Source organism: Anaeromicropila populeti (assembly GCF_900112775.1).
Lineage (GTDB): Bacteria > Bacillota > Clostridia > Lachnospirales > Lachnospiraceae > Anaeromicropila_A > Anaeromicropila_A populeti.
This window is the reverse complement of record NZ_FOYZ01000002.1, coordinates 1-12,743: the sequence shown is the minus strand read 5'-3', so window position 1 is coordinate 12,743 and position 12,743 is coordinate 1. Positions and strand designations below refer to the sequence as shown.

At 38.0% G+C, this 12,743-nt stretch carries 14 protein-coding genes and 1 pseudogene; 3 read left to right on the top strand and 12 right to left on the bottom strand.

The window, feature by feature from the left end; all coding sequences use genetic code 11:
* Position 1 precedes the first annotated feature (1 nt).
* Both BM305_RS02145 and BM305_RS02140 read right to left on the bottom strand, forming a co-directional pair.
* Positions 2 to 1,057 carry a hypothetical protein gene (locus BM305_RS02145; RefSeq protein ID WP_092559058.1) on the bottom strand — a complete coding sequence of 352 codons (1,056 nt, stop codon included), beginning with the start codon at positions 1,055 to 1,057 and terminating at the stop codon, positions 2 to 4.
* Positions 1,058 to 1,081: 24 nt separating this feature from the next.
* Positions 1,082 to 1,924 (bottom strand): CPBP family intramembrane glutamic endopeptidase, encoded by an 843-nt coding sequence (locus BM305_RS02140; RefSeq protein ID WP_092559057.1) that lies wholly within the window; start codon positions 1,922 to 1,924, stop codon positions 1,082 to 1,084.
* A gap of 208 nt (positions 1,925 to 2,132) precedes the next feature.
* Here BM305_RS02140 and BM305_RS19860 point away from each other — a divergent pair.
* The 3 genes and pseudogenes from BM305_RS19860 to BM305_RS02125 all read left to right on the top strand — a co-directional run.
* Positions 2,133 to 2,487: pseudogene (locus tag BM305_RS19860) on the top strand (hypothetical protein); the annotation flags it as partial.
* 337 nt (positions 2,488 to 2,824) lie between these two features.
* Positions 2,825 to 3,322 carry an RNA polymerase sigma factor gene (locus tag BM305_RS02130; protein ID WP_242940434.1) on the top strand — a complete coding sequence of 166 codons (498 nt, stop codon included), beginning with the start codon at positions 2,825 to 2,827 and terminating at the stop codon, positions 3,320 to 3,322.
* A complete protein-coding gene (locus BM305_RS02125; RefSeq protein ID WP_177214500.1) occupies positions 3,315 to 4,169 on the top strand; it encodes a DUF3298 and DUF4163 domain-containing protein in 855 nt (284 codons plus the stop codon). The genes BM305_RS02130 and BM305_RS02125 overlap by 8 nt, the downstream gene beginning before the upstream one ends.
* A gap of 122 nt (positions 4,170 to 4,291) precedes the next feature.
* Here BM305_RS02125 and BM305_RS19420 read toward each other — a convergent pair whose 3' ends face one another.
* The 10 genes from BM305_RS19420 to BM305_RS02080 all read right to left on the bottom strand — a co-directional run.
* On the bottom strand, positions 4,292 to 4,558 hold the full coding sequence (locus tag BM305_RS19420; RefSeq protein WP_272481938.1) for an ISAs1 family transposase: 267 nt from the start codon (positions 4,556 to 4,558) through the stop codon (positions 4,292 to 4,294).
* A gap of 27 nt (positions 4,559 to 4,585) precedes the next feature.
* Positions 4,586 to 4,870, bottom strand: a complete 285-nt coding sequence (locus BM305_RS19415; protein WP_242940432.1) for a transposase family protein — start codon at positions 4,868 to 4,870, stop codon at positions 4,586 to 4,588.
* Positions 4,867 to 5,373 carry a polymorphic toxin-type HINT domain-containing protein gene (locus tag BM305_RS02115; RefSeq protein WP_092559055.1) on the bottom strand — a complete coding sequence of 169 codons (507 nt, stop codon included), beginning with the start codon at positions 5,371 to 5,373 and terminating at the stop codon, positions 4,867 to 4,869. The genes BM305_RS19415 and BM305_RS02115 overlap by 4 nt, the downstream gene beginning before the upstream one ends.
* A gap of 58 nt (positions 5,374 to 5,431) precedes the next feature.
* On the bottom strand, positions 5,432 to 6,148 hold the full coding sequence (locus BM305_RS02110) for a hypothetical protein (protein WP_092559054.1): 717 nt from the start codon (positions 6,146 to 6,148) through the stop codon (positions 5,432 to 5,434).
* Positions 6,139 to 6,897: a polymorphic toxin-type HINT domain-containing protein gene (locus tag BM305_RS02105; protein WP_177214499.1), complete on the bottom strand. Its 759-nt coding sequence runs from the start codon at positions 6,895 to 6,897 to the stop codon at positions 6,139 to 6,141. The genes BM305_RS02110 and BM305_RS02105 overlap by 10 nt, the downstream gene beginning before the upstream one ends.
* A gap of 203 nt (positions 6,898 to 7,100) precedes the next feature.
* A complete protein-coding gene (locus tag BM305_RS02100) occupies positions 7,101 to 7,313 on the bottom strand; it encodes a hypothetical protein (protein ID WP_092559052.1) in 213 nt (70 codons plus the stop codon).
* 17 nt (positions 7,314 to 7,330) lie between these two features.
* Positions 7,331 to 8,746 (bottom strand): polymorphic toxin-type HINT domain-containing protein, encoded by a 1,416-nt coding sequence (locus BM305_RS02095; protein ID WP_092559051.1) that lies wholly within the window; start codon positions 8,744 to 8,746, stop codon positions 7,331 to 7,333.
* A gap of 230 nt (positions 8,747 to 8,976) precedes the next feature.
* Positions 8,977 to 9,657, bottom strand: coding sequence for a hypothetical protein (locus BM305_RS02090; protein WP_092559428.1), 681 nt, complete (start codon positions 9,655 to 9,657; stop codon positions 8,977 to 8,979).
* A 16-nt stretch (positions 9,658 to 9,673) separates the two neighbouring features.
* Positions 9,674 to 12,376, bottom strand: a complete 2,703-nt coding sequence (locus BM305_RS02085) for an RHS repeat-associated core domain-containing protein (protein WP_092559050.1) — start codon at positions 12,374 to 12,376, stop codon at positions 9,674 to 9,676.
* A gap of 64 nt (positions 12,377 to 12,440) precedes the next feature.
* Positions 12,441 to 12,743: IS3 family transposase (locus BM305_RS02080; protein WP_143099116.1), on the bottom strand; the 303-nt coding region annotated here is incomplete at its 5' end.

The following is a 12,743-nucleotide window of genomic DNA, read 5'->3' as shown; positions in this document are numbered from 1 at the left end:
TCTATCCCAGTTTATACACATACTCCACATAATGTCCATTGTAATCCTCGGGTCTTTTTTTACCTCTAGAGATTTCTACCTCTATTGCCATTGGCTCGTCTACTTCCCCCCATTTTGCATCTTTACTCTTTACGGTACTTGGTTTTGGTTTTCCTTTTCCCGTTCTCACGTCAGTCTGCATATCATAAACATCTTTTCCGATGAGGGCAATGTTGTGTCCGCTCTTCAAGTCTGTACTAATGAGTGCTATTGCATATTTACCCGCAGCATCAAATGAAAATTCCTTCGACTTCATTAGATCGGCCAGCTTAATTCCTTTTTCTCCTTCCTGCTCCCTTTGCTTGGGATCGTAAGACCATATCAATTGTAACCCCTTTGACCTATACCAAATATCGGTATCTGCCATATTATATGGTTCTAACTTTTTCCCATTTGCAGTGGCATTATTATACGCGTTCTGAACATCTGTTTGATTTATAATGGTTTTGTCCCCTTTATCACCAAACTTGGTAACGACCTCTAATGCATCTCCTACGCAGCCGTTATTTTTTTCATATGCCTTAACTGCCCAGTCTGCTTCTCCTTCTCCTTCAATTCCATCAATTACATCCTTGGCATAGGGTATCCTGACAGGTCCCGCCAAATAATTGCCTTCATTATTGACATATAATTGACCATCCTGAACACTCTCTAGATTTCCATCAAGGTCTTGTGCTGGTTGAAAAAACAGCTTGCCGCTTTCAACATTTCCGCCTTTTATATTCTGTGCTGCGACCACGATCATTTCTTTATAGTGTTCCCAGTTTTTAGCTTCACAACCAGGGGGATAAATTGCTGTATCAATCTTAATCGGAATAAATCCTGTCTTTTTTTTATCTTTTCTATCTATTACTACCCTTTGTATTGGTTCTGTCATGCCAGAAAACACGTTTGGCTGATTTGGCTTTACATATTTTCTGGTATATGGCTCTTCTTTTTCTATGTAATTGCTTTTTATATCTGCAACCGCCTTTTTCTGAACTAAATTAGATTTTATAGTTTCTTTAAATTCGTACATAAAATTCCTCCCCGCTTTGCCAACTTATTTTATCCTATTTTTGTTCCACAAAGAATATGCCAGCATTGAGAATAATAAATATGCTGCAATTGCTGCTACAGAAGCCTCTACCCCAAAGTCCCCACCTGTTATAAGAAAAGATTTGGTACTTAACACATAGTTGAAAATCGACATCTCATTTGCTTTTGTTCCAATATTTAAAATACCACCAATCATCACTGTATTCCATATTCCGTGAATAAAGGCACTTGACCAAATACTTTTGCTTTCGTATGTGACTAAAGACAACAGTATTCCTACCATTGTTCCTGCAAGAAGCAGCTGAATCATACTAACAAAACTAAGGTTATTTCCTATTATGTGAAGCAGTCCAAATAACATGGACGGCAACAAAATAGCTGCTTTTTTATTCCACCTTAGCTCCAGTGCTGTCATAATGACTCCTCGAAACACTGCCTCTTCTACAATTCCCGTTGCCAAACCATAAAAAACTATTGCTCTTGAAAGTGTTGAACCAATAGTTGTTAGATCTACTGGTGTGTTCTCCCAGGTTCCTGGCATAAGTAATAGTACTCCACTTACCGCAAAGGGCATTATAAATGCGGAAATACACCATATAGGCTTTAGATTTATTTTGGTTATTCCACATTCTTCTGGCGAAAGGTTTAATCCTTTTTTACAAAGTATACTAATGCCATATAAGGCTGTACCAGCATAGCAGATTCCTGCAAAGATATTTCTAATCATAACTGGTAGTCCTATGATAGCTAGTAGATTTACTAGTACCAGTGCAATTATCTGGGACACAATTAGTATGAAAATAGAGCTTAAGGCTATGAGTACTTTTTTTGTTGTAAATTTGCGCATCTTACAGTTCCCCTATATATTTGTTTATAACTTCCTGATTGATTAATCGCTTGCTATCTACATTATAATAACATCCACGCATTTAGTAAAGGAAATTGTAACTGTCACAGAGCTTGGTATTTCAACAAGTACTCTTAATGGCTGGGGCAAAGCTTCTAAGGAGGGAAAATTAGATCTGGGGTTGGGTTCTCAAACTCCAGACAGTACAATGTCTTTAACAGAAGAATTAATTTCCCTTAGAAAGCAACTAAAGTTTATTTCCATTAAGACCCAAGACGGCGAGATTAAGGGGAAACTATCTTTTTATTGTATAATAACGGATGTGACTAGGCAAGCTTTTTACGATTACCTTCACAGGATGGATCTTCCATGGAAATATCAAGGTATTAAAGCTTAAACATGATAATGCTATCAATTTCAAGGTTCCAAGTGAAAGAACCATTTATAGAATCATGGAAGTCCTTACTCTTAGCCACAAACCTAAGCGCAAACCTAATGGCATTACAAAAGCTGATAAAGAAGCTAAAAAATTGGATGATTTCATCAAGCGTAACTTTAATTCTGTTGTTGTAGGACTACAATGGATAAAAATATAGCATAGCTGCCAGAATGTACGAGTAAAAGGTGTAAAGTAATATTGACAATATCACTATGAAGAGGGTTTCAATTTTTTTATAGGAATACTGATTATTATTGGATGTTCAATCAAATTAAGCAGTGTCATATAGTTTTGGAAATTGGTAGTGAAAATAGGGCAAAGTACATTAGCATTAGTTGAGCAAGGAAATAAATTTCAAGCTTTATGAAATTAAATTTACCTAGCATCAACTTTTTAACAATGAGCTGTGTCTAATAATTATAGAGCACAAAAATGAAGTGACATAAAGGAGGGAAAATGTTTTGCAGCAAATAGACAGTAAACTTGATGTACTCAAAAAATATATTCTGAGTGATCAAAACAAATTTTATAGGTTAGTCTATAGCTATACGAAAAACAGTGACGATGCCGCAGATGTCGTCCAAGAAGCAATCTGTAAAGCAATAGCAAAAGTGCACACGCTTGACAATGCAGAGTATGTAAAAACTTGGTTTTATCGAATACTTATTAACGAGAGCCTCAATTATATGCGAAAAAACAAAAGATATATTTATAAGGATGAAATACTTGAAAATGCCAGCTACGAGGATAAAGATATTGCTCAAAGCTATACAGTATTTAATGCCGTTTCTAAATTAGAACCCAAAATGAGGACGGTTATTATTCTTAGATACTATGAAGATATGAAATTTACTGAAATTGCAAAAGTTACAAACAGCAATTTAAATACTGTTAAATCGCGTTTGTATAAGGCACTTGATCTTTTAAAAATAACGATAAGGAGTGATGATTTTGAATAAATTAGAAGAAGCTAAAAAAGTATATGAAACGATAACCCCTCCGATGTCTTATAGTCTTATGGTGGAACGAAGCGTTAATGGAAAAGTCACAGAACAGAAAAAAGCAGGTCATTATAGATGGTGCAAACCTGCGATGGCTAGTGTGGCTGCTGTGTTTGTAATGTGTATTATTATGCTTAATACCATTCCCGCATTTGCTTCAGCCGCATATGAGATTCCGGTAATAGGTGATATTGCCCAAGTATTCACTTTGCGGGAATATCAGCTATCCAACAGTGCCTATGATATTCAGGTCGAAGTGCCATCTATTAGAAATACGGGGAACACGGATTTAGAAAAGCGTGTCAATAATCAGATTCAGGACAAAATCGATCAAATTGTAGAAAGCGCAAAACAACGAGGGATGCAAGCTATTGATGATCAGCTGGCGGAAGGCGGAAAAGAAGAAGATTTAATACCTTTCCACATCATGATTACGTTTGAAGTAAAATCCAGTAATGAAAATACGCTTTCATTTGTAATTAATGATACAGAATCTTCCATAACATCCTATACCTATCAGACCTTTTATAATATAGACTTAAATACCCATAAGGATATTACTTTATCTAATAATCTGGGTGAGGATTATTCAAAAATTATTGTGGACAGCATCCAGAAACAGATAGCACAGCGTATACAGGAACATCCTGATTGGTCGTATACAGTCACAGAGACAGATTTAAAGGAAATGGTAAATGATATGAAATTCTATATTAATGATGTAGGTAATGTGGTTATTTCTTTTGACAAGGGAGAAATTGCACCCCCACCTATGGGCATACAGGATTTCGAAATCATAAAATAGAAGTTACTCTTTAAGTAAAGCCGTCGCTAAAAAGTGGCGGCTTTACTTGGGTTGTAGTAGTGATGAAATTTCTGTAATGGAAATGGAGCGAAGAACCCGAATTATTTAGTTTCAAGAATAAGTCAACTTTGTAAGGAGGAGGAACCATGGTAAACGCACTTCTTTCTTTTTCCTGCAATTCCTCGTTTGCAGCTCATTTCCTGTTTCAACATATTTAAAGTCAGGTGTCTTACTATATTTAGATTTTCAGCACTATTTTCATTTCTTGCTCGACTTTCATCTTCTCGATATGCTATATCTAGTATCCAGTGTAGGGAGTTTTCGATTTCCCAATGACTTCTTTTCGATTTCCCAAATTCCTCTGCTGTCATTTCTTTTCGACTAAAAATAGCATAAATCCAACTTTCTGTGCATTTTCAATCCTTTTCTACTGTAGCATGGAATTGCCCTGGATTTATCATAGAAAAAATCCTGTTAAAGGTATCATGGGACGGGATTCCTCCTGGAAGTTCTAAAAATGTAGAAAGCCATTCCTTTTTTGCATTTCCCGAATCTTCCATATAATCCCATGTATCTGTTCCACTGATTACAGCTAAAACTGCTATGACAATAACGTCCAGAAACTTATGAACCTTATTATAATTAGCCCTTGGATCCTCTAAATTATTGAAACACTCTTCTAATGTCTTTTCAATTTTCACAATGTATTACTCCTATAAGATGTTATGGAGTCATTGTATACGATTGTAATAGAAGTGTCATAATACGTATGGAAATCTTCTACCTCAAAGTTATACACCTTAACCATATTGGTTAATTTCTCAACCGTAACCTGCTCCACCAGTGCCTGCTTGCCACATTCTAGTCTGACCCTGTCTCCTCGTTGCAGATCGTCAGCTCCTACAAATCCTTCGCCCTCCACATAAAACGGATGCTCTCTCGTTGTAATGATTTCCTCTCCTGCAATCCAAACATGAATCAGCTCATCCTTCATATGGACAAAGGTGCGTACTACTTTCTTACATGCCTTCTCACCTGTTTCTGGATTCTCTGACTGGACAATGTCTCCTGCCTTTACTTCCTCAATTGGCTTCTGACCATCTTCTGTCAAGACAAGCGTTCCCGCCACAAAACAGCCACCATTCATATCCACCTTGCCCTGTACACTGCTCTTACCGAGGTTGTTTCTCCTACTGTATTTCATTCAATTGGTTTTTCATCTCTCACAGACTTCTCGTCTATGATGTTTACCTACTATTCAATTACTTTATTGGATTATTTTTAAAATATTCATTAATACCTATATAATCATGAAATCTTGGGTTATTTATATCGATAACTTCATCTGAAAAGGATTCTAACAATTTCCTATCGTTTGATGGTATTATGACAATACTACCCTTTTCCTTTAAGATATTAATATAATAAGAAAATCCTGTATTTAGTATTATGGATTTTAAATAATCCGTATCCTTCCAAGGAAAACAAAAAATAGTTTTTTCATACAAAAAACCAATTGCAACAGAAATTCGCCAACTTTCCCAACTTACATGTGAAAATTTATAGTGCATTCTGTCCTCAGATAATTCAAATTTTTTTATTACTTCTGACACACTATACTTCTTATTACCACATTTTAATGCTACCTGAAGTTGGTTTCTAATTTTTTTTTCAAAATATGAATTGTATTTACCTAATCCTTCTCCTACGTACCACCCTTCATTGACATACTCATTTTTATTATATTTTTTATTATTTATAATTAACTGTTCATTTAAAACAGGAGCTTTTCCTCCTAATATATAAGAAATTCCGCCCCCCCCTTCACCATGATTACAAAGCAAACCATAAATTTTTCCAGTAAAAAATTTATATTCTTTTCTACATAGAATTTCTATCCACTTATCCGTATTTCTAAATTGTGTGTTAACCACTCTTTCTGTTGTATAAAGGCATATATAATTTTTATTTATTTCCAAAATTGCCACCATGCTTTCTTAAAACCAACTTCTTGTATATTAGTAATTCTTAGTGGTAAACGTGTTCCCTCAGACGTTCGAACTGCCAACCCATATAACGATTCATTGACACCAGTGTCAATAGAAAATGATGCTGAAGTTTCAAACTCAAGCACTACTTGAGAACGATTTCCAATACCAGCTAATTTTGCCTGTGATTTAGTAGGTTGTTGTTTCCATGCAAATACTGAGGATTCAAACTTACCATTCTTTAATTGACCAGACGCAATTATTTCATCTGCTGCCTCTCTTGTAGTAACATGATAGTATTTGCTTCCACTCTTCCCTGGAACGCTCTCCACACTACACATATTATGCACCAAAACACTTTGCTCGCCCACATAATACGTATGTAAATCCTCTACCTCAAAGTTATACACCTTAACCAGATTGATTAATTTCTCAACCGTAACCTGCTCCACAAGTGCCTGCTTGCCACATTCCAGTCTGACCCTGTCACCTCGTTGCAGATCGCCAGCTCCTACAAAACCTTTGCCCTCCACATAAAACGGATGCTCTCTCGTTGTAATGATTTCCTCGCCTGCAATCCAAACATGAATCAGCTCATCCTTAATGTGGACAAAAGTGCGTACTACCTTCTTACATGCCTTCTCGCCCGTTTCTGGATTCTCTGACTGGACAATATCTCCTGCCTTCACTTCCTCAATTGGTTTCTGACCATCTTCTGTCAAGACAAGCGTTCCCGCCACAAAACAGAATAGTCCCCGCCCCACTTCACCTTCCTCTAAATACCGAGTGGTCTCATGGAAAATTGAGTATCCTCAATGTTTATAACTACTTTATTATTTAAAAGAAAATGGACTAGCCTACTTGTTTTTCAGCTAGTTCATTTAGTGCTTTTCTTACTGCATTATTTAGATTCTGCTGTTATCTTCAATCTATTTCTAGCAATTTATAGTCTTTCCACATCTGTAAGTTCTGACCATAACGCCTTTCGCCCTAAAGCATTCATTACATCTTCAAAGTTTTCACTGTTATCTTCTGTTATATATATATCTTTCCATACAGTATCACACTCGTCACAAATGTACAATTTCAGCTCAGTTCCTTTTATTGTGGCTTTGTTTATTACTCCTTGACCATCACAAAACGGACAATATATCATGTTCTTCTCCTCCTTTATTATTTAACTGGAAATGCTGTTATTACCTCAGATGTTCCATTCTTAACTACAATTCTAATAGATGTTTCTCCATTGGTACCAACCACTCTCCTCATTGGAATATTAAAAACTTGATTTCCATTTTTCTGTAATATTGGTGTTACTCCAACTCGTTTCGACCATGCTTCATCAACTACACCTAAAACTTTATCTTTTGAAACATTAAATACCGAATGCAACGGCTTAGTCAGGTCTAGTGACGCATGTTCAAGAACATGTAATATCCTATTCCCTTGTTTAGACCCTTGACCATAAATAAGTCCTTCCGTTGACTCCCATGTTCCATTTCCAATTGATTTGAGTTTTCCAACTTCATCGGCTTCCCCTAACGGTTCATTCATCTTACTACACATATTATGCACCAAAACACTCTGCTCGCCCACATAATACGTATGGAAATCCTCTACCTCAAAGTTATACACCTTAACTAGATTGATTAATTTCTCAACCGTAACCTGCTCCACAAGTGCCTGCTTGCCACATTCCAGTCTAACCCTGTCACCTCGTTGCAGATCGCCAGCTCCTACAAAACCTTCGCCTTCCACATAAAACGGATGCTCTCTCGTTGTAATGATTTCCTCGCCTGCAATCCAAACATGAATCAGCTCATCCTTGATATGGACAAAGGTGCGTACTACCTTCTTACATGCCTTCTCGCCTGTTTCTGGATTCTCTGACTGGACAATGTCTCCTGCCTTTACTTCCTCAATTGGTTTCTGACCATCTTCTGTCAAGACAAGCGTTCCTGCCACAAAACAGCCACCTGGCGTTACTTCTATTTTCCCTTCTGGCGCAGTTTTCGATACCACATCAATTTCCGCATCATTCGCGCGCTTCCAGCCCTTCAAGTTCTTACTAAGACCTTTTCCAGCCATAACCCCAGAAAATACATCCAGCCCTAGCGTAGCCACTTCTCCTAACGTACTCCAGCCAGCCGATTTCCCATCTACCACGTACTTATCATACATGCTGCTTACGGTGTCCGTTGCATTATATGCACTTCTCGCCAACGTGACTGCATTGGAAACCAGTCCACAGCCCTTTTCAATCATAGAGGCTGCCTTTAAAATCTTACTGCCCTGAAAACAAAGTCTGGCACCATTTCCAATAAAAGAACCAACTCCCGGTAACGCAGAAACAAAACAAGAGAGTCCTAGCGCCACTTCCCCTTCTGCCAAATACCAAAGTCCATTTATGACATCACACACATCTCCAATTCCTGGAATAAATCCCAACGCATTTAACACCGCATGACCAAGGGAACTCCAGTTAAATTCTGGACTCAGCCCAAACGGATCCGTTAGGGTAATCGGATTTCCCTGCACATAGGCATAACGGTTTTGACTTGGACTGTCCCCAACGCTTCCCGTCAGCACATCCTGATTGATAAATCACTTACTATCTACATTATAATAACGCGCACGCATATAGTAAAGGGAATTTGCATCCACGAGATTGTGCCCATGCTGGGTACACCCAGAAAAAAGGCTAACGCCTTTTTATCAACGTTAGCCTTTATGATTGCTATAATATACTTGATTTTTACTTTTGTTATCGCTAACTGCATTGTTGAAATTATGCAGTTAGTTTAATGCAATTTATGCTGTTAACTGCTAAAAAATGTTAACATATCTCTACTAAACACTATCGCGATTTCAGCCTCCTCTGCTGAATCTCCCCATCTAAAAACTACATCACCATCAGAACAAAGGTGAATCGCAAGACCAAAATAGTCTATTTCATCTATACGGCTTCTATGTTGATTAAATGCTATTTCAAAGAAATTTGTTATCATCTTTTCAGATAAAACATCATCTTTTTTGCTTGCAATAATTGTATATCTTTTAGGATTACTGGAAATTATCTGTAGTGCTGTTGATAAATTTTCCACTTTAAAACCAGCAATGCTTGAGAAAAATATTTTACCGTCAATTTCTGTTTCTATCTCAGGTCCCTTATTAAACTCATTTAATTGCCATTTAGATTGAACTAGCTTCCATACCTTTTTATATCTTTCTATTCGAGAGTTTCTATCTTTTACTTCCACATTTGCAAACAAATACAACATATAGTCTTTTAAAAAGTTCTCTTTTATAAATATTTTTTGGATCTCACTACTGCATACCTCAATAAAAACATTTTTTTTACTTGTGCCAAATAACCCTGAACCATTTACACTAAATACGCTCAAATTTGGATTCATACCAACCCTTTCAAATGCCTCATCCTTGTTAAACCATTGAAAGTAAGAAAATGCATCTTTTTCACTTTCATTCCAAGTTTTCATTTTCACCACTCCTTTTTTAATAATCATAATGATTTCCATCTGGGTCATTAAAATGAGGCCCTCTATTTTGAGATGGGTCATCTGGAAATTCGTGTCCTCCTGAGTGGTCCCTTATTACCTTTCCATCACCAAAATCATAGTCTTTTCCAGGCATTCTTTTTCCTTTCTTGTCAACTGCTGGAGTTACATTTTTAGGCTGTTTACTAACTGGAATATTACTATTTCTCTTCGCTTCCCTAAAGGCACCATTTCTCCTAGCCCCTTTTGGACTCAGATTAGGAGGTCGGTTTCCTGACTTACTGCCTCCCTTACTCGCAAAAAATTGAAGATTGTATTCTAGCACTCTTCCACTCTCTAACTGCTCCTCCAAGCCAATCGATGTTACTTCTATTTTCCCTTCTGGCGCAGTTTTCGATACCACATCAATTCCCGCATCATTCGCGCGCTTCCAGCCCTTCAAGTTCTTACTAAGACCTTTTCCAGCCATAACCCCAGAAAATACATCCAGCCCCAGCGTAGCCACTTCTCCTAACGTACTCCAGCCAGCCGATTCCCCATTTACCACGTACTTATCATACATGCTGCTTACCGTATCCGTTGCGTTATATGCACTTCTCGCCAACGTGACTGCATTGGAAACCAGTCCACAGCCCTTTTCAATCATAGAGGCTGCCTTTAAAATCTTACTGCCCTGAAAACAAAGTCTGGCACCATTTCCAATAAAAGAACCAACTCCCGGTAACGCAGAAACAAAACAAGAGAGTCCTAGCGCCACTTCCCCTTCTGCCAAATACCAAAGTCCGTTTATGACATCACACACATCTCCAATGCCTGGAATAAATCCCAACGCATTTAACACCGCATGACCAAAGGAGCTCCAACTGAATTCTGGACTTAGCCCAAACGGATCCGTTAAGGTAATCGGATTTCCCTGCACATAGGCATAACGGTTTTGACTTGGACTGTCCCCAACGCTTCCCGTCAGCACATCCTGATTGATAAATCGCTTACTATCTACATTATAATAACGTGCACGCATATAGTAAAGGGAATTTGCATCCGTCACAACACCTGCTTTTCCATTGTACAAAAATAAAATGTCATTTTGTTCCCCAGAAAGAAGTTCCCCATATGGTCCATAGGAATAACGGCTTACCACAGCGCCTTTATCATTCGTCAGCTCGGTGGTACTTCCAATGTTGTTATAATGATACGTAAGATATCCTTTTTCTTCCTCCGTTTGTGCCAGTAACCCATTTCCATAAATAAAATACGTGGACTTTCCTTCTGCCCCTGCCTTGTCGTACGTAGTGGACAGTAGCATTCTGGAAAGGGGTTCTACCGTATCCACCACAAACTCCTGCCGTTTTTCACCTGTTGCAACCGCTATACGGTTATTTTCTGCATCATACTCATAGGTGGTATTCCCAGCCTGAACCAAACGGTTACGACAATCATAAGTAAATGCTACCATCTGTCCCTCTAGTGGTCCATACAGCATATTTCCTTCTTTGTCATAAGTAACTGCTTCTCCATTATAGGAAATCAGTCGGTTCACCGTATCATATTCCATCGTAACTTCAGACAGCTTTAATGCCCCATCTTCTTGAAACCCTGTTACAGACGTAACATTTCCCGCTTTATCATAGGCATACTCATAGGTGTGGATTACGGTATCTCCACATGTATCCTTCTGTGACCGCAGTCTTCCATTTACATCATAGCCATACTGCTCCTCACTGCCATCTGGACGAGTTACCTGTGTAATCCGTCCGTTGCCGTCATACACATAGCTAGTTACCCGATTGTCCCAGTCTGTCACCGTTTTCAGATTTCCATTTTTGTAATAGGAATAACGGACAATTCTTCCACCTGGATATGTTAAAGAAATGACATTGCCAAGCTCATCGTAACTGTATTTAATTGTATTTCCATTAAAATCCGTATACTCTGTGACGCGGTTCAGAGCATCGTATTTTCTTTCTATACTTCGCTGAACCGTTCCCTGGGTCTCCATTACGGTTAATACATTTCCGTTTTTATCATAGGTATACGCAATCGTTCCCAGTTCATCTGTGATCGTGGAAACTCTTCCAGCCGCATCATACTCATACTGGGTTTCTTGGGTATTTGCATTGTTCATTCTGGTGAGGGAACCCACTGCATCATAGGAATACGTTCTTCTGCTGCTTACGGTGTCCCCGATTTTCAATCGTTCCGCCGTAACCTTTCCCATGTAGTTATACTCATAGGCTGTTATGCCCCCTTCTGGATTGGTAACACTTTCCACGTAGCCCAGTGCATTATACGTACAGCTGCTTACCCCTTCTTCTGCATCAGTTACTTCCTTGATTCTGCCACTGCTGTCATATTCATAGGTGGTTTTCTGCTCAGAAGCCGTATTTAAATATTGAACCACTTCTTTTATGTCACCGGTTGTATGATAGGTATATTGGGTGACGGCCCCCATCCCATCTGTGAAGGAACTGATTTGGTTTCTGCTGTTGTACTGGTTATCCTGTACTACATTGCCTACTGCATCTGTAACCTGTGCTATATTTCCATTGGCATCATACGATAGTTTAGAAATATTTCCTTCCTCATCTTTTGTTTCTTTTATTCTGCCCAGTTCATCATAGATATAGGTGTAGGTACATACGGTGCCGTCCGCTTTCTGCACATGGATTTGGCAAAGTCTGTTTTCTTTGTCATACTCCATGGTCGTCTGTATGCCCAGTGCATTTGTTTTACAGATGGATTGTCAACACTTTTTTATACAATTTTTATTCGGTCATTTTAGATAAACGATATTCTACTGGAGTCATATAATTTAAGGCTCCATGAATACGTTTATTGTTATACCACTTTACATAATCACTTAATTCTCTTTTCAGTTCCTCTAAACTGCTAAAAACTCTTTTAAATGCAAATTCTGTCTTTATAATCTTATACCCTGCTTCTGCAACTGCATTATCATATGGACACCCTTTTTGGCTTAAGGAACGTTTGATTTTAAAGGCATTTAGAACCTCATCAATTATTTTATTTTTAAACTCGTTTCCTCTGTCTGTATGAAAAACTTTAAT

Bases quoted from the DNA above. Each gene is read 5' to 3' on its own strand.
- BM305_RS02145 (WP_092559058.1), bottom strand. From the start codon at position 1,057: ATGTACGAATTTAAAGAAACTATAAAATCTAATTTAGTTCAGAAAAAG.
- BM305_RS02140 (WP_092559057.1), bottom strand. From the start codon at position 1,924: ATGCGCAAATTTACAACAAAAAAAGTACTCATAGCCTTAAGCTCTATT.
- BM305_RS02115 (WP_092559055.1), bottom strand. From the start codon at position 5,373: ATGAAATACAGTAGGAGAAACAACCTCGGTAAGAGCAGTGTACAGGGC.
- BM305_RS02100 (WP_092559052.1), bottom strand. From the start codon at position 7,313: ATGATATATTGTCCGTTTTGTGATGGTCAAGGAGTAATAAACAAAGCC.
- BM305_RS02090 (WP_092559428.1), bottom strand. From the start codon at position 9,657: ATGAAAACTTGGAATGAAAGTGAAAAAGATGCATTTTCTTACTTTCAA.
- BM305_RS02085 (WP_092559050.1), bottom strand. From the start codon at position 12,376: ATGGAGTATGACAAAGAAAACAGACTTTGCCAAATCCATGTGCAGAAA.